This is a genomic window from Microbacterium sp. CJ77 (genome assembly GCF_002911615.1).
GTDB lineage: Bacteria > Actinomycetota > Actinomycetes > Actinomycetales > Microbacteriaceae > Microbacterium.
Genome location: NZ_PQBR01000007.1, coordinates 381,930 through 401,927, shown reverse-complemented (window position 1 = coordinate 401,927; position 19,998 = coordinate 381,930). Strand labels below are relative to the sequence as shown.

At 66.5% G+C, this 19,998-nt stretch carries 15 protein-coding genes; 14 read left to right on the top strand and 1 reads right to left on the bottom strand.

Annotation, left to right across the window (positions count from 1 at the left end):
- The first annotated feature begins 195 nt into the window (after positions 1 to 195).
- The 14 genes from C2868_RS07790 to C2868_RS07725 all read left to right on the top strand — a co-directional run bounded on the left by C2868_RS07790 (position 196) and on the right by C2868_RS07725 (position 17,655).
- The gene (locus C2868_RS07790) at positions 196 to 1,257 is read left to right on the top strand and encodes a nucleotidyltransferase (RefSeq protein ID WP_100810658.1); all 1,062 of its coding nucleotides are present in this window, start codon (positions 196 to 198) and stop codon (positions 1,255 to 1,257) included.
- Positions 1,257 to 1,820 carry a hypothetical protein gene (locus C2868_RS07785; RefSeq protein WP_146048020.1) on the top strand — a complete coding sequence of 188 codons (564 nt, stop codon included), beginning with the start codon at positions 1,257 to 1,259 and terminating at the stop codon, positions 1,818 to 1,820. Before C2868_RS07790 ends, C2868_RS07785 begins: the two co-directional genes overlap by 1 nt.
- On the top strand, positions 1,817 to 2,317 hold the full coding sequence (locus tag C2868_RS07780; protein WP_100810660.1) for a hypothetical protein: 501 nt from the start codon (positions 1,817 to 1,819) through the stop codon (positions 2,315 to 2,317). Before C2868_RS07785 ends, C2868_RS07780 begins: the two co-directional genes overlap by 4 nt.
- A gap of 102 nt (positions 2,318 to 2,419) precedes the next feature.
- Positions 2,420 to 5,251: a DUF1156 domain-containing protein gene (locus C2868_RS07775; RefSeq protein WP_100810661.1), complete on the top strand. Its 2,832-nt coding sequence runs from the start codon at positions 2,420 to 2,422 to the stop codon at positions 5,249 to 5,251.
- Positions 5,252 to 5,313: 62 nt separating this feature from the next.
- Positions 5,314 to 6,081: a hypothetical protein gene (locus C2868_RS07770; RefSeq protein ID WP_100810662.1), complete on the top strand. Its 768-nt coding sequence runs from the start codon at positions 5,314 to 5,316 to the stop codon at positions 6,079 to 6,081.
- Positions 6,074 to 7,000, top strand: a complete 927-nt coding sequence (locus C2868_RS07765) for a hypothetical protein (protein ID WP_100810663.1) — start codon at positions 6,074 to 6,076, stop codon at positions 6,998 to 7,000. Before C2868_RS07770 ends, C2868_RS07765 begins: the two co-directional genes overlap by 8 nt.
- A gap of 103 nt (positions 7,001 to 7,103) precedes the next feature.
- Complete coding sequence (locus tag C2868_RS07760) at positions 7,104 to 10,448, top strand: DUF499 domain-containing protein (protein ID WP_232711167.1); 3,345 nt, start codon at positions 7,104 to 7,106, stop codon at positions 10,446 to 10,448.
- A 2-nt stretch (positions 10,449 to 10,450) separates the two neighbouring features.
- Positions 10,451 to 11,356, top strand: a complete 906-nt coding sequence (locus C2868_RS07755) for a hypothetical protein (protein ID WP_100810665.1) — start codon at positions 10,451 to 10,453, stop codon at positions 11,354 to 11,356.
- 14 nt (positions 11,357 to 11,370) lie between these two features.
- Positions 11,371 to 11,568 (top strand): hypothetical protein, encoded by a 198-nt coding sequence (locus C2868_RS07750; protein WP_100810666.1) that lies wholly within the window; start codon positions 11,371 to 11,373, stop codon positions 11,566 to 11,568.
- A gap of 5 nt (positions 11,569 to 11,573) precedes the next feature.
- The gene (locus C2868_RS07745; RefSeq protein ID WP_100810667.1) at positions 11,574 to 11,990 is read left to right on the top strand and encodes a hypothetical protein; all 417 of its coding nucleotides are present in this window, start codon (positions 11,574 to 11,576) and stop codon (positions 11,988 to 11,990) included.
- Between the two features lie 117 nt (positions 11,991 to 12,107).
- On the top strand, positions 12,108 to 15,647 hold the full coding sequence (gene mobF, locus C2868_RS07740) for a MobF family relaxase (RefSeq protein ID WP_100811307.1): 3,540 nt from the start codon (positions 12,108 to 12,110) through the stop codon (positions 15,645 to 15,647).
- A gap of 105 nt (positions 15,648 to 15,752) precedes the next feature.
- Positions 15,753 to 16,310 carry a Pycsar system effector family protein gene (locus C2868_RS07735; RefSeq protein WP_100810668.1) on the top strand — a complete coding sequence of 186 codons (558 nt, stop codon included), beginning with the start codon at positions 15,753 to 15,755 and terminating at the stop codon, positions 16,308 to 16,310.
- 10 nt (positions 16,311 to 16,320) lie between these two features.
- The gene (locus C2868_RS07730) at positions 16,321 to 17,049 is read left to right on the top strand and encodes an adenylate/guanylate cyclase domain-containing protein (protein WP_036285135.1); all 729 of its coding nucleotides are present in this window, start codon (positions 16,321 to 16,323) and stop codon (positions 17,047 to 17,049) included.
- Positions 17,050 to 17,271: 222 nt separating this feature from the next.
- On the top strand, positions 17,272 to 17,655 hold the full coding sequence (locus C2868_RS07725) for a sulfate permease (protein WP_100810669.1): 384 nt from the start codon (positions 17,272 to 17,274) through the stop codon (positions 17,653 to 17,655).
- 38 nt (positions 17,656 to 17,693) lie between these two features.
- Here C2868_RS07725 and C2868_RS07720 read toward each other — a convergent pair whose 3' ends face one another.
- Positions 17,694 to 19,997, bottom strand: coding sequence for a DUF262 domain-containing protein (locus C2868_RS07720; protein WP_232711227.1), 2,304 nt, complete (start codon positions 19,995 to 19,997; stop codon positions 17,694 to 17,696).
- Position 19,998 lies beyond the last annotated feature (1 nt).

The following is a 19,998-nucleotide window of genomic DNA, read 5'->3' as shown; positions in this document are numbered from 1 at the left end:
ATACGTTGATCTACTACCCAAAACGCCGCCGGGTGCAACCGGCGGCGTTCTCGGGCCTCGTGGACGAGGGCGGAACCTGGAAAGTTCACCCGACTCTAGCGAGACAAGCGGCAATGTGCCCAAACGGACACGCCGGATGTCGAGCAGCGAGGCCTCCCGACCGCCGGACCCGGTTCCGGCAGAAAGGAGCCGACAATGACGCTCTTGGACATCCCAAACCGCACCAGCATCAGCACCGTGGAGGACGCGCTCAACGAAGCGCGTACCCGCATCCAGGTGACCCCCGAGGAACTCGCCGAGGCGCGGCGACGGCGCGATGCTCTTGCCGCCGCGCTGAAGCATGAGTTCGGCGGGCGCACCTACGTCAACGGCAGCATCGCCCACGGCGACGCGCTCAACCCCCTGACCGACGTCGACCTCGGCATCGTGATCCCCGACCCCGACGGGCTCTACGGGCCGGGCCTCCGTGGTCCCGGCGCACTCCAGGAACGCGCGGCCGATGCGATCCGGCGCGAGCTCAAGGACGAGTATCCGAAGCTTCGGGTCGAGCACCTCAACCGCCGCCGCTCCATCCTCGTGCGGTTCGGTGACCCCGTGACGCCCGGCCAGGCCGACTTCACCGCGGATGTCATCACCGCGATCGACAACCGCACCGGAGCTGGGCTCTACATCCCGAACTACCGCACCTGGGATCGCAGCCACCCGGAGCGCCACACGGAGATGGTGAAGCAGGCGAACGCTGTGACCCGCTCGACGTTCGCGCGCGGCACTCGGCTCATGAAGCACTGGAACCGCAAGCACGACCGGCCGATCTGCTCCTGGAACATCAAGGCCCTCGCGCTCGGCTGCATCACCGGGCCGGTGACCATGACGAGCTACATCAGCACCTGGCTGAACCACGCCATCGCGCAGCTCAGCATCGGCGAGACGCCCGACCCCGCAGGCGTCGCCGGGCCGATCAAGATCAACGAGATGTTCACCCGGCTCCAGGTCGTCGCCGCGTTCCGGCAGGCAAAGGCCGACTTCGACCTCGCCCTCCAGTACGAGCGTGAGGGCTACCCGATCCTCGCGCTCAACCAGCTCGCCATCTTCTTCGGCGACGAGGCTGTGATGCCCAAGCCCGATCAGGACGAGGTGAAGCGCGTCGCGCGGGAACGCTGGCGGGAGAAGAACCCGTCGCTCGTGCCCGCGCCCGCAGCCCCCGCGTCCACGTCCGCTTACGGGGATCGCCTCCCCGTGCGTTCGTGGGCGTGCTGATGCCCGACCCAGCGTGGTACGGCGCGGACGCCGCCTGGTTCGTCCCGTTCGAGCGTGACGCCTTCCGCCTGTTCGGTCGCCGTCTCCGAGTCGACTACACCTGGGAGGTACTACGCCAAGCGAACCCGTGCGCGGTCGTGCTGAGCTGCGGGAGCTGGATCGGGCTCGGCTTCGGGCCACCTCAAATCGAGGCCGTGCCGAGACGGCGATACCACCTCGATGGCGTCGATGTGGTGGGAAGGACGGAGCGCGTCCCGGTCGTCATCGAGTTCCGCCCCCAGCGGTACTTCCCCGGCGGAGGGGTTCGAGACGGCCGGGACTTCCCCGTCGTGTACGCCGGAGAGATGCAGGACTCCCCGCATCGCTATGAGGACGGGACGCTGTGTCTCTATTACCCGGACGACCCCGCCGAGCAGCGATGGACGGCTGACGCGAACCTCGCCGAACTGATCGTCCTCGTGCAGGACCACCTGTTCCTGGAGGATACGTTCGCTGAGACCGGCGAGTGGATCGCACCCCAGGCGGAGCACGGCTTCACCGAGGAAGCGAGGCGCGCCGCATGAGCTGGCTTCTTTCGCTCTTTCCGCCTGCGCCGATCACTTGGGATGGGATTGCGACCATCGCCGCGGCGATCCTCGCGGCGGGCATTGTCGTGCTCGGCTTCCTGCACGAGCGCCGCCAGCGGGCGCGCTCGCGCCGTGCGGAAGCATACGCCGGGGCGCTCCAGGCCGTCAGCGACTATCTCGAAGCGCCGTACCGTGTTCGCCGACGGACGGGCACAGCCGCGGATCGGTTTGCGCTCACGGCGCACGTCAGCGAGATTCAGTCCCGCCTCGACTTCTACTCCGCACACCTCGCGCTCGTCGCTCCCAAGGTTCTCGCCGGCTACGCCGAGCTGGTGTCGGCAGCAAAGTCAGAAGCGGGACCGCAGATGAGCGCAGCATGGAAGGCATGCCCGACACGACGCGACCGTGACGTGCCGCTCGTGGTGGCTTACGCGCATCCCCGCGCCGACGCCGCCCGCTCGGCGGTGCTCGCAGCGATGAAGGCCCACCCCTGAGCACTCGCCGCCCACCGTGGCCTCCAGGCGACATCCGACCCCGCGGGTAGGCTCGAGAACCGCACTACGAACAAGCGCGAGAGCGCACCCGAGAGGAATGCAGTGGCAGTCAAGCGCAAGCTGATCGAGGTCTCGATCCCACTCGACGAGATAAACAAGCAGTCAGCGCGCGAGAAGTCGATCCGCCACGGGCACCCGAGCACGCTGCACCTGTGGTGGGCAAGGCGACCGCTGGCGACCGCGCGGGCGGTGCTGTTCGCGCAGCTCGTCGATGACCCGTCGGTGCGTGAGGACGAGTTCCTCGCCGAGGCTCGTGGGAAGGGCTACGAAGACCCCGAAGGCTGGGCCGGCCACCGCATCAAGCAGGAGCGCGAGCGCCTGTTCGACCTCATCACGCGGATGGTCAACTGGGACAACCTCAACGACGAGGCACTGTTCGACGCCGTGCGCGCCGAGATCATGAAATCCACGAATGGCAACCCGCCCGCGATCCTGGACCCGTTCGCGGGCGGCGGCACCATCCCGCTGGAGGCGCAGCGGCTCGGTCTGGAGGCCCACGCGAGCGACCTCAACCCCGTCGCCGTGCTCATCAATAAGGCACTCATCGAGATCCCGCCGAAGTTCGCTGGGCAGGAACCTGTGTTCCCCGGCGCGGCCGGAACGCGCAACGCCTGGCCAAAGGCGACGGGTCTCGCGGAGGACGTGCGCCGCTACGGCGAGTGGATGCGCGATGAGGCACAAAAGCGAATCGGCCATCTTTACCCGAGGGCGAAGCTCCCGAGCGGGGGCGAAGCCACGGTCATCGCATGGATTTGGGCGCGAACCGTCACTTGTCCGAACCCGGCCTGCGGTATCGAGATGCCGCTGGTGCGCTCGTGGTGGCTCGGCAAGAAGAAGGGCAAGGAGGCCTACGTCGTGCCCCACGTCGCCAACGGGACGGTCGACTATGAGATTGGGCATAGCGCGCAGGACGCGCCTGCGGGTGACGGGGATGGCACGGTTGGCCGCACCGGAGCGACTTGCATCTCCTGCGGCGCGGCTGTTGACCTGGCTTACGTGCGAGCGGAGGGGCGTGCAGGTCGGCTTGGACGCGACCTGATTGCAGTCGTGGCCGAGGGCGGCCGTGCGCGCACCTATCTCCCGCCGAGCGCTACGCATCTCGCGGCTGCTGAGGTGGATCGTCCTGACGCGCTCCCCGAAGGCGCGATCGCTGAACAAGCGCTCGGTTTTCGTGTGCAGGCTTACGGGCTTACTGAATGGGCCGATCTGTTCACGAATCGCCAGCTAGTGACACTCACGACGTTTAGCGACATCGTCAGCACGACAAGAGACCGTGTGTTTGGTGACGCCCAGCTTGCACGTGCAGATAGGGGAGAGCGATTGGAGGCTGGTGGCTCAGGCGCGGCTGCGTACGCGGACGCGGTTGCGACCTATCTGGCGCTCGCTCTTTCTCGGATGACAGACCGACACTCATTGCTGACAACTTGGGACTCCGGGCCAAAGAAGGAGTATGAGCGGAGCGTCTTCTCAAGACCGGCAGTTCAGATGACATGGGACTTCACCGAGTCCAACCCTCTGGGTGGCGCCGGCGCGAGCTTCGACGCAAGTCTCACTTGGCTAGTCAAGGCAGTGGAGCGTCTCCCCGGACGCATTCGGGGCGTGGTTGACTCTGCCGACGCCGCAGCGAGGAGCTTCGATTCGCTAGTTATATCAACCGATCCGCCCTACTACGACAACATTGGCTATTCGGACCTGTCGGACTACTTCTACGTTTGGCTTCGACGGTCGCTGCGGGACATCCATCCAGGCTTGTTCAGTACGATCCTGGTCCCGAAGGCGGAGGAACTAGTAGCTAATCCGTATCGACACGACGGAGCCGACGGAGCCAAGCGATTCTTTGAGCATGGATTTGAGCAAGTTTTCGCACGAGCACGACAGTCAACTTCGGGCGAGTTTCCAATTGCCGTCTACTACGCCTTCAAGCAGTCTGAGACAGACGAAGGGGGCGATGCTTCCACGGGGTGGGAGACGATACTCGGCTCGATAGTGCGAGCTGGGTGGCAGGTTACCGCGACGTGGCCAATGCGGTCAGAGCTGGCTACCCGCATTCGCAATATCGGTAGCAATGCCCTCGCGACATCTGTGGTGCTTTCCCTACGACCGCGCCCAGAAGGCGCTCCTATAACTGACCGCCGTGGGTTCATCGCGGCGATGAAACGTGAACTCGGCCCGGCGCTGCGGGAGTTGCAGCAAGGCAGTATCGCGCCAGTCGATCTGCCGCAGTCGGCGATCGGCCCCGGAATGGCGGTGTTCTCGCGGTATACGAAGGTGATCGAGTCGGACGGCTCCGAAATGACGGTGCGCTCGGCGCTCGCGCGCATCAACGAGGTGCTGGACGAGCTGCTGACCGAGCAGGAGGGCGACTTCGACCCCTCCACCCGGTTCGCCATCGCCTGGTATCGCAGCAACGGCTACGAGGCTGGGGCTTTCGGTGACGCCGAAAACCTGGCCCGTGCCCGTGCCACAGCGGTCTCGACGATGGAGCGCGGCGGCATTCTAAGCGCCCGCGCGGGTAAGGTGCAGCTCTATCGGCCGGTCGACTTGCCCGAGGACTACGACGTGACGACCGATCAGCACGCCTCAGCATGGGAGGCGCTCCAGCACACGATCCGTATTCAGGAGACGAAGGGCATCCCCGCCGCGGGTGCGTTCCTGCGTGACGCGAGCCGTCGTGCCGACGGCTCTGTCGACCTCGACCTCGTGAAGGAGCTGGCCTACCTGCTGTTTCAGGTCGCAGAGAAGAACGGCTGGACCAAGGACGCCATCTCGTTCAACGGCATCGCCACGTCCTGGTCCGAGCTGCTCGACTCCGGTCGGACGGCTGCGCCCGTGAGCACCGCGGCCACGCTCGACTTCGACACGCTCGACGAATAGCAATGGCGATACGCGACGCAGACCGAAAACTCCTCTGGGGACGAGCCCACAATCGGTGTGCGATGTGTAAGCGTCCGCTCACAGCGCAGGCCGAGTCGCCGCATCTGGGTGGGCTCGTGCTCGGCGTAGAAGCACACATCATCGCGCAGAGCGAGGTGGGGCCCCGCGGTGATGCTGGTGCGCGGGACGCTATCGATGCCTACCCGAATCTCATCCTTCTGTGCCCGGAGGATCACAAGCGGGTCGACGATCAACCTGATGTCTACCCCGCTGACCGCCTGCGGGAGGTCAAGAGCGCGCACGAGCGTTGGGCAGAGGATCGGCTCGACGGCGTGCCCGGGTTTCAGCCGATCAAGGTACTTCGTGGAGACGACGAAGACTCGATCCCGTTTACATCTCTCCTGTCTGGCACTCAGGTATGGAACACCGTTGCGGGTGCCGGATTCTTCAACTTCATCCCTATCGATGACATCCATGCGGCTGACCGAGTTGAAGCCGGAGACGAGTTTCTCGACGCGATAAAGGACTGGGGAGAGATTGCGGACGAGATCGACTCCCTGACGCAGCGGCGGGGTGCTCTTCGCAGCATGACCGAGCTTCTTGAAGGGCTGTGGGCTCTCGACGTCTTCGCATGGGGTCGACGCCTGACTCGGATGATTTCCGGGGGAGTCCTCCCGCCGAGTCCGGTCTTTGTCGCTGAGGTCATGCTCCTCACCAAGGAGGACTTTCTCGTCCGCTATGGCTCGGACGGAGAGGAACAGGAGTCCGAGCCTGCTCCTGAATGCTCAGAGGACGGTCAGCAGTCATCGGCGGTCAGTTTCGATGGCTGAGCCTCGCAACCTGCTGAAAGACTGGTGCCCTGTCGGCCGGTCGTTCCCGGACGGCTTGCGAGCGTTCGGAGATGAATCGCGCATCCAAAGTCTCGATGAACACCTCAAGTCGCTCACCGGGCTACGTTCCGGTGAGCCCGGTGCGGCATGGGCACTCGCCGCGCACACGGGGCTCTGGCCGGAGCCGCGCGACGGGGCCGAGGCAGGTCAGCGTCTGATCGACTTCGTGCTCCGGGGAGCGGGCGACTACCTAGAGGCCGCGGAGGTCATGCAGACGACGGACCCAGAGTTCATGCGCCGACTCAGGACGATGAGCGATCGAATTGTTCCCGCAGTTCACGCGGCGTACCGCGGAACCCACGCTTGGGGGCTCCAGTTCGAGCGCTTCATCGAGTTGCCGCCGCGCCAGCGCGACCTTCAGCAGCTGGCCTCAGCGTGGGCGAAGGCGCTTGGGAGCGCCGACCCGGAGGCGGGAACCGTTGAGCTGGGTCCGGGGCTGAGTGCCTGGCCGCTCATCGACGAGAGGCCCGCTGGCGTCTATTTCAGCAGCGCCAACGCAGAGATCGCCGAGCGTCCGGAGACGCCCTACCTGGAGCGGCTCTCCGAGTACCTCGCTACTGACGGCAACATCGCTCGACACATCGAGAAGCTGCGCGCCGAGAGCGTGACGCTCGCTGCTCGCCGGAGCCATCTGTATCTCCCTATCGCCGCGAACGGCGAGAACGGTGACCTACTCGCGCTGTCGCCGAGCCTCTTCACCTGGGGCACGTTCACGCCGATTGAGGGCGTCACCGACCTCTGGCTTGCGAACGGGCTCGACATATTCCACTGGTCGGCCGAGACAGGATGGGTCTATCACCCCGATACCGACGAGCGTGCCGAGAGCGCTCGCGCGCACGTCGCCGGGCCGAACTCGTAGCGGCCCGACACACGCTGACCTCACCTGTGTCTCAGGCCCCCGGTAGCCTGGGAAGTCAGGAGGCTTTCTAGTGGCGACATCAAATCGTGACCGCATTGGGCGGATGTTCGAGATCCTTGCGGAGGCGCTCGACCCGTTCATTGCGGAGGTGCTGGAGCCTCAGATCGGTGATTCCGATTGGGCGCTGGTGGTCAAGCTCGCCGACGAGGAGAAGGGCATTACCGGCAAGGCATACAGCCGGGAAGACCCTGCCGTGCAGCTTCGGATGCTGACCGAGGGGCTGACGGGTCGGGTGAAGAAGGGCTGGTATCCGTTCAAGGGCACGGTCACTCGCGAGCACGAGGCGTATGCGAGCCTGCTGCGCGAGACGCGGAACCAGTGGGCGCACAACGCCACCTTCGATGACGACGCGGCGCTGCGGGCACTCGACTACGCGCGGCTGCTGCTGGCCGCGGTGGGGCAGGCGTATGCGGCCGACAAGGTGGACGCGATCCGGCTCGATCTGCGTCGGATCGCCACGGGCAAGCAGGACTCGCGGGCACTGAAGTCCTCGACCGTGGTGCCTGGCGCGTCGGGGCTGGCCCCGTGGCGGGAGGTGCTGAAGCCGCGCGATGAGGTGGCGACGGGCAACTTCCAGTCCAGCGAGTTCGCCGCCGACCTCTACAAGGTCGCCCGCGACCCGGCGGCGACGAGCGGGGAGTATTCCGATCCGGCGCAGTTCTTCGCCCGCACCTACCTCACCGAGGGTCTGCGCGATCTGATCGGCCGCGCGGTGAAGCGCCTGGCCGGGGATGCGAACGCCTCGCCCGTGGTGAACCTCCAGACGAACTTCGGTGGTGGAAAGTCGCACTCGATGCTCGCGCTGTGGCACCTGGCCGGCGGTCTGCCGCTGGCGAAGTTCCCGCAGGAGGCGCAGGAGCTGCTGACCGCGAACGGCTACCCGACAGAAGGCGTCACCGCGAACCGGGTCGCGCTGGTCGGCAACCACTTCGCGCCGCAGGGCGAGACGAAGGACGACGGCACCCGCGTGAACACGCTGTGGGGCGAGCTGGCGTGGCAGCTCGGCGGGCGTGAGGCGTATGAGATCGTGCGCGAGCACGACGAGAAGCGCACGAACCCCGGCGGTGACCTGCATGTGCTGCTGGCGAAGTACGCACCCGCGGTGATCCTGATCGACGAGTGGGTCGCCTACGCCCGGCAGCTCTACGGCCGCGAGGATCTCGCGGGCGGCACGTTCGACACGCAGTTCACCTTCGCGCAGTCGCTGACCGAGGCGGCGAAGTCGACGCCCGGCGTGTTGCTGGCCATCTCGATCCCCGCCTCGCACAACGGCGACGACCGCGGCGAGGTCGCAGGCGCGGCCGAGGAGGTCGGCGGATCGAACGGCATGGAGGCGCTCAAGCGCCTCCAGAACGTCGTGCGCCGGGTCGCTGACCAGTGGCGTCCGGCCTCCAGCGACGAGGCGTACCGGATCGTGAAGCAGCGCCTGTTCGAGTCGGAGGACGCGCAGGCCCTCGCACAGATCGCCGCGACCGCGAAGGCGTTCAGCGACTTCTACCAAGCCAACGCGGGCGAGTTCCCGAAGGAGGCGCGCGACCCGCAGTACGGGCGGCGCATCCAGCAGACCTACCCGCTGCACCCGGAGCTGTTCGACCGGCTCTACGAGGATTGGTCTTCGCTGGAGCGGTTCCAGCGCACCCGCGGCGTGCTGCGGCTGATGAACGCCGTCATCCATGCGCTGTGGGTCGGCGAAGACCAGGGACCGCTCATCCTGCCCGGCTCGATCCCGCTGTCGGTCGCATCGGTGAACGCGGAGCTGACGCAGTACCTCCAGGACTCGTGGAAGGCCGTCATCGACGCCGACGTGGATGGGACGAACTCCGAGCCCGCCCGCATTGACAGCGACAAGCCCGTGCTCGGGCAACGGTCGGTGACCAAGCGCCTGGCACGCACCGTGTTCTTCGGAGCCGCACCGACCATCGGCACCGCGCACAAGGGCATCGACACGCAGCGGGTGTTCATCGGGACCGCGGTGCCCGGCGATATCGTCGGCAACTTCCACTCCGCGCTCACCCAGCTCGGCGACCGCACCACCTACTACTACTCGTCGGCGGGCAAGCACTGGTACGACACCCAGGCCAACATCACCCGCCGCGCGAAGGATGCCGCCGACGCGCTGCACCCCGAAGACGTGTGGGCCGAGATCGTGAAGCGGCTGCGCGGCGAGGAACGCGCGCGCTCGGACTTCGCGGGCGTCCACATCGGCCCGACCGACTCCGGCGACATCCCCGACACCGACCAGGCACGGCTCGTCATCCTGCATCCGAAGTATCCGCACCGCCGCAAGAAGGGCGACTCGCCCGCGCACGACTTCGCCAGGGCCGCGACCGAGCGGCGCGGCACCGCGAACCGCGCCAACCGCAACATGATCGTCTTCCTCGCGCCCGACGAGGAGCGCCTGGCCGAACTCGACCAGGCCACGCGCTCGTTCCTGGCGTGGCAGGAGATCGCTGAGAAGGCGAACGAGCTGAACCTCACTCCGCAGCAGCTCGCGCAGGCCACCGACAAGCGCGACCAGTTCGGTCGTACGGTCGACGACCGGCTCGCGTTGACTTACCAGTGGGCGCTGAACCCGGTCGCGCCCGACCCCGGCTCGCCGTTCGAGCTGGAGGAGGTCAAGGCCGATGGGCAGGCGGGTTCGCTCGCGGAGCGCGTCGCCAAGAAGCTCGGCAGCGCGGGCGCGTACTCCACCCAGCACGCGGCACGGTCGATCCGGCTCGCACTCGACACGAAGGTGCCTGCCGCATGGTCGGCCGGGCACATCGCCGTCGGCGACCTCTGGAGCCTGTACGCGCAGTACCCCTACATGCCGCGACTGCGCTCCCGCGAGGTGCTGATCGACGCCATCGACAACCAGCCGCTGCTCTGGCAGAGCGAGAGCTTTGCCCTCGCCGACGGCTATGACGAGGCGACCGACCGCTACAGCGGACTCTGGCTGCCCGGCGACACCGGGCGTGCACCCGTCACCGATGCCACCCTGATCGTCAAGCCCGCACCCGCCGAAGCACAGCGCGCCGAAGACCTGGCCGCGACCGCGGCCAGCAGCACGTCCGCGCCGGAGGCGGACTCCCCGACGACCGCGGCGGCAGCAGCAGCGAGCACGACGGGGGGCGCTGCGACCACCGCTCCCGCGCCAGCGCCCGCGAAGAAGCCCGCGGCGACCCGGTACGTTGGCAGCGCGCCGATCAGTGCAGAACGCTACTCCGCCGACTTCGCCAAGATCGCCACCGAGGTGCTGACCAACCTCGCCGCATCCGGCGCGAAGCTCACCATCTCGCTCTCCATCGACGCCATCCACCCCGACGGCTTCACCGAGCAGCAGCTCCGCACCATCCGCGAGAACGGCACCACGCTGAAGTTCACGACCAACGAGTTCGAGGCGGAGTAGAGGTGGCAATCGACCGTGAGATCAACCGGCGTCTGCTCATCCTTGCAGTCGTCCAGTCGGTAGGCGCTGACGGATGGGGTGCGGAAGAAGAAGCGGTGAGGGAGCGCCTTGCTGACCTGGGCGGTGATCCGTCACAGCTCGACCATTCCGAACTCCAGGAGCTTGCGCGGCGAGGCTGGGTAAGCACTAAGGACATGTCCTTCGGCGACTGGATCGGTGCGGTCACGCCCGCAGGGCGAGACGCAGCGGCGAGAATCGAGCAGGATCGCGCTGACGTTGCCGCACGTCGCATCGCGCTCCGCGACGTCCTCCTGCGCTGGCTGTACGACCGCATTCACGTCCACGATGCGCTGATGCCAGATCCCAAGGGCGTTCTCCAGTCCGGTGCCACGTACTTCGGGGTCGCGTTCACCGATACCGATGTCGAGAAGGCAAGTGGCGCGTTGAGGGACGCTGGCTATATTCGGGGCACGACTCTTGCTTCCGGCGAGATCACGCTCGTAGAACTGCTCCCGAAGGGAGTCCGGCTGATTGAACGCGGCGGCAGTGTGCGTGATGATGAGGCCACGAGTGGTACGACGATCACCACGACAGTGCATGGCCCCGCAAACATCGCGAACCAGAGTTCAAACGTCAGTCAGAGCATTGACCTCAGCTCGACGTGGCTGGTCAAGGCTGCCGAAACCCTGGACGGCATAGAGCAAGCCCTGCCCGCGCTCGGTCTCGCCGATGAGCACGAGGTGTCTGACGCGATAGCTGATGCACGCAGTGGCGTGGCCACAGAAGACCCTTCACGAACGAAGTCGGCTCTGGAGCGGCTCTTGCCGTTCCTCTCAGCAACGACAGCGGGAGCACTCGGAAATCTGGTCTCAAGTGGCGTCGTGACGCTCCTCGGGTTGATCCCGTAGCCGAAGGGGCAGTCATGGCTCAGGGACTGACCAGCACCCAGGAGATCGTGGAGGTGCGCGTCGACAACTTCATGCGCGGTTCGATCAAGGACGCGCTCGCGCAGGATCTCGCCGCACGGCCGGAGCACCGCATCGTCGCCCTGTCCACGGTCGCGGGCGGCGACGAGTCCAACGGCGTTATCCGCGTAGTGGCCGTCATCGAGTACCTGTAGGCATCGTGGGCAAGCGCGCCGACAGTGATGAGCACTACGTTCTCGACCTCTGCGACGAGGTAATCGGGGTCCGCGGGGAGCGACAGGCGACGTTCCTATGGCTTGTCGGTGACGTGTCGCCGACGACCGGACGGGCTCGCAAGCTCCCCGTCGACGGGTACTGGCCTGCGCTGGGGCTCGTAGTTGAGTTCCAGGAGAAGCAGCACACCGAGGCCGTTGCGTTGTTCGACCGACGCGCGACCGTCTCCGGGGTGCCTCGCGGCGAGCAGCGCCGACTCTACGACCAGCGGAAGGTGGAAATCCTGCCGCAGCACGGCATCCGCGTTGTCGTCATCCACAAGTCGGAGTTCACGACGAAGGCCGACAAGATCGTCCGCGACCACGAACACGACATCGCGGTCGTCCGCGCCCGCCTCGTCTGACCGTCGAAGCCCTCCAGAGGCCAGTACACGTCTTGCACATCGAGGTTGATCGCGCCTGACGGCGGGCTCGGTGGCTCACCTCTCTGACGAGAGAGGCGGTGCCGGGTGTCGGTTTCGATGCGGGTCATGGGCGCGGGGGACGGCTACAAGTACCTGCTGCGCTCCGTGGCGTCGGCTGACGGCGAGCGGGGGCTCTCGACGCCGCTGACCCGGTACTACGCCGAGCAGGGCACGCCGCCGGGCCGCTGGATGGGCGGCGGGCTCGCGGCGCTCGGGGAGGGTGAGATTCACGAGGGCGCGCCGGTCTCGGAGGCGCAGCTCCAGCTTCTGCTGGGGATGGGGCGCGACCCGGTGACGGGCGATCCGCTGGGGAAGGCGTATCCGGTGTTCCCGAGCGTCGAGGATCGGATCGCGGCGCGCATCTCGCGGCTCGATCCGGCGTTGGGCGCTGATGAGCGGGCCGAGGCCGTTGTGGTGATCGAGGCGGAGGAGGCGGCGCGCACCTCGCGGCGGGCGGTCGCCGGGTACGACTTCACCTTCTCGCTGCCGAAGTCCGCCTCGGCGCTGTGGGCGGTTGCGGACGCAACGACGCAGGCACGGATCGCGGAGGCGCACCATGCGGCGGTTGCGGAGGTGGTTGCGTTCATGGAGCGCGAGCTTGCAGCGACGCGCTCCGGCGCAACGTCCCGCGGGGGAGCTGTTGCGCAGGTTGAGGTATTCGGGTTCATCGCTACCGCGTTCGATCACTTTGACTCGCGGGCGGGCGATCCGCAGTTGCACACGCATGTCGTTGTGAGCAACAAAGTGCGCACCCTATTCGACGGCAAGTGGCGGTCGCTGGATGGCCGGCCTCTGCACGCGGCGACCGTGGCGCTGAGCGAGCTGCACACCGCGGTGTTCGCCGATCACCTGACCCGCGCGCTCAGCGTCGGGTGGGAGCGGCGCGACCGGGGCGCGGATCGCAACCCGGTGTGGGCGGTCGCCACGGTGCCCGAGGAGCTGATCGCCGAGTTCTCGTCCCGGTCGCGGCACATCGACATCGAGAAGGACAGGCTGATCGCCGAGTACGAGCGAGCGCACGGGCACGCGCCGTCACGGGAGACGATCATCCGGCTGCGGCAGCAGGCGACGCTGGCAACCCGGCCCGACAAGGAAGTCCGCCCGCTCGCCGACCTCGCCCAGGAGTGGCGCACCCGCGCGAGCCGACTGCTGGGCCGGGACGCAACCGAATGGGCGCGAGAAGCCGTCGCGGTCGAGCCCGCGAAGCTGCTGCGCGCGGAGGACGTTCCACTGGAGCAGATCGCCAGGCTCGGCGCCTCGGCGGTCGCCGCGGTTGCCGAGAAGCGCACGACGTGGAGCCACTGGAACCTGTACGCGGAGGCAGCACGGCAGACGATGGGCTGGCGCTTCGCCGCCACCGAGGACCGCGAGGCGATCACGGGGGTGATCGCCGACGCCGCGGAGCAGGCGTCCATTCGGCTCACCCCGCCTGAGCTGGCCTCCAGTCCCGCTGCGTTCCGGCGCGCGGACTGGACGAGCGTGTTCCGGCCTCGCAACGCCGCCCGATACAGCGGTGCCGCGGTGCTCGCTGCTGAGGATCGGCTGCTTGCACGCTCCCGCGAGCAGGTTGCACCGCGCCTGGCCGACGCAACCATCGCGCACGCGCTGCAACCCCGCAGTTGGCGCGCGCTCGGCGACGACCAGCGCGCGGCACTCGCAGCGATTGCGTCGTCAGGCCGGATGCTCGACCTGCTCGTCGGCCCCGCGGGGGCGGGCAAGACCACCGCGCTGCGCGCGTTGCGTCGCGCATGGGAGGCCGAGCACGGGCACGGCTCGGTCGTCGGCCTGGCACCATCCGCGGTCGCGGCCGAAGTGCTGGCCGGTGACCTCGGCATCCCGACAGAGAACACCGCGAAGTGGTGGCAGACCTACCGCGACCACGGCACCGGGTTCACCGCTGGGCAGCTCGTGATCGTGGACGAGGCATCCCTCGCCGGGACGCTCGCGCTCGACCGGCTCGTGCGCGTCGCGGCAGACGCCGGAGCCAAGGTGCTGCTCGCGGGCGACCCCGCGCAACTCCAGTCCGTCGACGCCGGGGGAGCGTTCGGGCTGCTCATCGCCCACCGCGACGACGTGCCCGAGCTGACCGACGTGCGCCGCATCGCCGCAGCCTGGGAGAAGGATGCAACCCTCGACCTGCGCCACGGATGCATCGAAGCCATCGACACCTACCAGGCCCACGGGCGCATCCGCGCGGGAGAAGCCGCGCGCATGGCGGACGCCGCCTACCAGGCATGGCAGCGCGACCAGGCCGCGGGGCTGGCAAGCATCCTCATCGCCGAGTCCAGCGCGATGGTCACCACGCTCAACCAGCGCGCCCGCGCCGAGCTAATCCTCGCCGGAGCTGTCGCCGCCCGCGCCGAGACGCGCCTGCACGACGGCACCGAGGCATCCGTCGGCGATACCGTCATCACCCGCCGCAACGACCGCTCGCTGCGTGTCGGGCGCGGATGGGTGCGCAACGGTAGCCGGTGGACGATCATTAAGGTTGGTGACGATGGATCGCTGCGGGTTCGCCCGGCCGGACGGCGCTGGGGTGCCACGCTCCGACTCCCGTCCGAGTACGTCGCCGAGCACGTCGAACTCGGTTACGCGGTCACCGCGTACCGCGCGCAAGGCGTCACCGTCGACACCGGCCACACGCTCGTCGAGCCCGGCGCGACCCGCGAGAACTTCTACGTCGCCATGACCCGCGGCATCCACAGCAACACCGCCTACGTCTCCCTGAACCGACCTGACGACGAGCACATCCACCCGCCGACCGAAGGCACCGCCGCGATAGCGGCGCGCAGGGTGCTCGCGGGCGTACTCGCCCACGTCGGCGCGGAACTCTCGGCCCACCAGACCATCACCGCCGAGCAGGACACCTGGGGATCGGTCGCGCAGCTCGCCGCCGAGTACGAGACCATCGCGGCCGCTGCACAGCAGCCCCGCTGGGAGGCGGCCATCCGCGCGACCCGGCTTACCCAGGCGGAAGCCGACGCCGCACTCGCGTCGACCGCGTTCGGGGTGCTGGTTGCCGAGCTGCGCCGCGCCGAGGCCGACGGGTACGACGCGCAACGCCTCCTCGGTGCGCTCGTCGCTTCACGGCCATTTGATGACGCGGGCGACATCTCCGCGGTGCTCCACGAGCGGGTGATACGAGCCCTGGCTCGCGCGAACGGAGCCGGGCGCGTTCGCCAGCCCGCCACGCCCATCGCAGGACTCATCACCCCCGCACTCGGCCCGATGGGTGACGACGAGCGCACGGCGCTCCGGGAGCGCGCCGCACTCATCGAACAGCGCGCCGACGCACTCGTCACGGAGGCTATCGGGTCGTCGGCGGCGTGGATCGTGGAACTCGGCACCGAGCCCGCCGAACCGCAGCCTGCCGAGCTCTGGCGGCGCGAGGCGCGCACCGTCGCCGCGTACCGCGACACCTACGGCATCAGCGAGACCAGCACGCTGGGACTCATCGGCGACGACGCCCGGCAACGCGCACACGCTGCACGAGCGCGCGCCGCGATCCACCGCGCGCGGCTGCTCGCGGCACGCGCAGCAGAACCGGAGCCGGGATCGTATGTGCCAGAGCGCTCTACGCCCCGCTTGGGCATGTAGCGGCACGGATGCACGTCGTCCCGTGTCCTCCACGTAGGTGCTTTGGTGGCCACGCCTACGCACTGAGTTGCCCGTGATGTCCGGGCCCCCGAGTACGTTCGAAGCGTGCCTCTACTGATCTTCCGCCGTGCAAAGAGACCGCCTGCGCCCGACCCCGATCCTGATCACGCGTGGAAACTGCTGAGCCTTGTCAACGAGTGGATCCGTCACTCGGACGCCAAGGCAGGGGTAACTCTCGCTTTCGTTGGTGTTCTCGGCACGATGCTGTTCAACCTCGTCAGGGAGTTCACGCAGCGCTCTCTCATCTTCGATGTGATTGTCGTCGCTGCGTGCGCGCTCTCGGTGCTGACCGCGGCGCTCTGCGGCTGGACTCTGACTCCGCGCGTCAACGACAAGGACGCTGCCCCCGAAGCAATCAATCGCGTCTTCTTCGCAAGCATCGCCCGACATTTCAAAGGCGACCGTCCCGGCTACACGGAAGTGCTGGGCACGCTAACAGCGGATCCGCGCGAACTCGTCCGGGATCTCGCTGATCAGGTCCACGCGAACGCAAAGATCGCGACGCTCAAGGCGAAGTACGTGAAATGGGCGATCCGGTCGGCCCTAGCGGCTGGCGCGTGCGTCGCGGCGGTCGCAATCATCGTCGGGATTGAAAGCATCTGAGGACGGGAACATGGACGGCAACTACAAGGCGTACAGCTACACGAGCAGTTCCGATCGGATCAAGGCGATCCTGGATCAGCCCGCAGGAAGCTTCGAGGAGGTCGACGGGCTGCCCGACCGGGACAAGCTCACGTTCACGAACGGGTTCTATGGAATGTGCTCGGCGGTCTTCATCGACATCCGAGACTCTTCTGGGCTCACCGCCAAGCACAAGCGTCCGATTCTCGCAAAGATATATCGCGCGTTCATCTCTGAGATGGTGGCGGTGCTGAACTCCGATCTGTACGTCCGGGAAGTGAATATCGTTGGGGACTGCGTCTGGGCTGTGTACAAGACCACGCAGAAGACGCACATTGACGATGTGTTTGGCATTGCCTATCAGGCGAACACACTCATCAAGCTCCTCAACCACCACTACGCGAAGAAGGGGATCGACCCCCTGAAGATCGGCATCGGCGTCGACTACGGCCGAGTGCTCATGATCAAGGCGGGATTCAGTGGCAGCGGAATCAATGATGTCGTCTACATGGGCGACGTCGTCAACCGCGCCGCTCACCTGGCACACGAAGCAGGCAGAGGGTGGGCCGATCCGATCTTCGTAGGCGGCGTCTTCGAGCAGAATCTCAACGACCACAACAAGGCACTGTTGACTTCTCGATATGTGAACGGCCTCGGGACGGTCCACACTGGCAACGTCGTGAGCACTCCGATGAACGATTGGGTCGATACCCTCAGCTGACGGTTTCCGAGCTGATGAGGTTCGGCCGCCGCTCGTCCAGGTCGTTGTCCTCCTCCCAGAGTGACTTGGCGCGGAACCTTCCGTGTGTCCGCGGTCGGGCGTACCCTGGGTGTCGAGGTAGTAGCCACGATTTCTAGGTCGCTTGCGACGGTCCACTCGGGACGCTCACCACATGATCTACCTCCTCGGCGGAGTTACGCACCCTCTCAGGAGGCGGACATCATGCTCCGACTGCTCTGGAATCTCAGCATCCGGGTTCGGCTGTTCCTGCGGATGTACATGCCGACGAACATCCTGCTCAACGCGCTGCGGACGCGCCGCGGACTGAAGTGGGGTGTGCCCGCCATGCTGATCGCCGTGCCGTATCTGCTCGGCGCGTGGCTGCTGACCGTCTGGATCGCCGATGGCGGGCCGGGGTGGCTGAACCTGCTCGTGCTGCTGTTCATCTGGAACGCACTGAAGTTCCTCGTCAACGGCCCGATCACGCTCGTCATTCTGATCCGGGCTCGCCTCGCCGAGCGGCGCGACGGCCGACTCGCCGAGCGTCAGTCGGCGGGATACACGACCCGCAGCGACATCTCCGTGCTGACCGCGTCGCTCCGCTGATCTGGTAACAGCTCTTGAAGCCTCTGCGGCTCGTTCGGTCAGAGACCGGCCGCTACGAGCGCCGTCAGGAGAGCAGCCCCCATTGCGACTCGGTCCTCGGTGTCGACGAGTTCGCCGTCAAGGTCGATCTGCGCGACTGGAAGGTGCGTGTCCGATGTTGCACCATGCTGGGCGCAGATGTCTCGGAACCGTCGCGACAGAGCCGCATCGGCGGGCGGAGCCAGTTCGAATCCATCGGGAACGATACGAATACCAGCGCCGCTGGCCGAGAGAACGAGCCACCGGGGCTGGAACTCGTACCCCGAGAACCACAGAGTCTCGACACCGGACGCGAGCCCGCTGACTCGATACATCGCCCAGAGATAGGGGTCTCGGTATCGTCCGCTCCCGCTGAGGTCAGGGGTGCGCAGCATGCACATGGAGTGTCTCCACTGCCCAGTTTCCTGCAGGTACTCGCCGTAGTAGACGCCCGTCGCGCCCTCGCGCATCTCTGGGTAGGTGGCGAGATACGCGCGCCAGGTGAAGCGTCGAGTTGACCGGGCCTGCTCGACGAACTCATCGGTGACTCGCTGCAACGAGTGACCGACACTGCCACCGCCGTCCGCCGCAACGTCGTCGAGCAGGGAGGCGAGTGCGGCTCGGAGTGCCTGGTTCCGACCGCGTCCTCGATTGGAGAAGACGCCACGCCATCGCGCGCTCTGCTTCGGGTCTCCGGTTCCCAGCTGAACGGCTCTGCCCGCCGTGCGGGGATATCCGTAGTCGCCCTTCGCCAAGAGCGCGCCGGTCAAGATCGGCCAGTGCTGGGGCGCGACGACATCGGGAAACGCAGTCGCGTGGCGCTGGAGCGACTCTGGGTCGAGGTCGAACGCGAAGATCCTGCCGCGAAGGAGTGGATGGTCTTCGAGGGAATGCACTGCGTGTTCGAGCTCTGGGAGGGTTTCGATCAGCGCGATCTTGTCGAGTTCGTCTTGCACGCGGTCGGGGTTGAAGCCGCGGGTCGTGGTGAGGTCGCCGTCGCGAATGAGTTGCTCGACGCTCGGGATGAGGTCACCCATCCGTTCGAGGCGCACTTCGTCGTCGGCGCCATCGACGAGATTGCGAAGGATTCGGAGTCGAGCCGCGATTTCGCGGGTCGCATACTGCCGATGTATGAGCACGGCGAAGAGCATGAGCGTCTCCGCCAGCGAGAAGAGCCGCCGGTTTCCAGTTCGCTTTCCGTACAGCTCGAGACAGCCTTCGAACAGGTTGAGATTCGTGGTGTCGAGCGGTACACGCCCGGTCTGTGATGCGGCGCTGCTGCGGGCGAGGTCGACGAAGTGCTCCTCAAATGCTGCGCGCACGTCTTCGACACCTACCCATGTGTCGAAGGCATGAGTCAAGAAGGCGATGTGACTCGTTGCGTTCGGGTTGCCGACGTCGAAGGCGCGTTCCGCCCGCTCCAGCAGGGTACCCTCAGGGACCACGTTGTCGCGCCACTCGCTGATCTCGATGATGAACTCCAGGTACCGGAGGAACTCGTCGTCGATGAGGTGGTCTCCGCCGTGGAAGCTCCAGAGCACGTCGCTCCACACACCGTCGAGTTTGTGGATGATCGCGTCGAAGTCGTCCTTGGGCAGAGTCTCGTGAAAGAGCTTCTCCAGTCTCGCCTTGAAGTTCTCGAAGTCCGTGAGCGGCTTTCCCCGCGAGTTCATCTTGATGTACAGCTCTTCGCCGGAAGGCATGTCGTCGATGGGAAGAAGGTAGAAGGACACCGCTGGTGTCGACTCGTCCATGAGTCGCTCCCATGCGGAATCGAGATCGATGTTCTCCGCGATGATTCGCTCGTGGACCGCGTCGAGCATGTTCAACATCGATTGGATTGTCGGGTCGTGCCGCCACGCATGGAGATACCACGCCTGATCCGTGATCCACGTCTTTGGCGTGGAGAAGTCTCCGCCGGGGGAGTGCTCGGGCTTGACGAGTTCGCGGCAGAAGAGTTCGGCGCTGGCACGAGTCGCGTACTCGAACCGGAGGACCGCCGCGGCTTCGTGGAGTCGATCCGTTCGCGCGGCGATGTACCAGTGAATGAGGAACAGGGTTGTGAGGCGTTGCTGTCCGTCGAGGGGTCGCAGCGTTCCGTCGCCAATCTCCCCGTACACAAAGTCGAGATCGACAGCCTCGTCGCCTACGAGCGCTTCGATGAGGACGCCGAGGAAGTCTGCGCGGATGCTGTTAACACCGCGTTCGTCTCGGCCCTGCGCGTAGTCGCGCTGGATGAGCGGGATCTCGACACGCTTGATGGTCTCCGCGCCGGTCTCACCCGGCTGGAACATGCGGGCGAATGAGGTCTTGGTGCCTCGCATC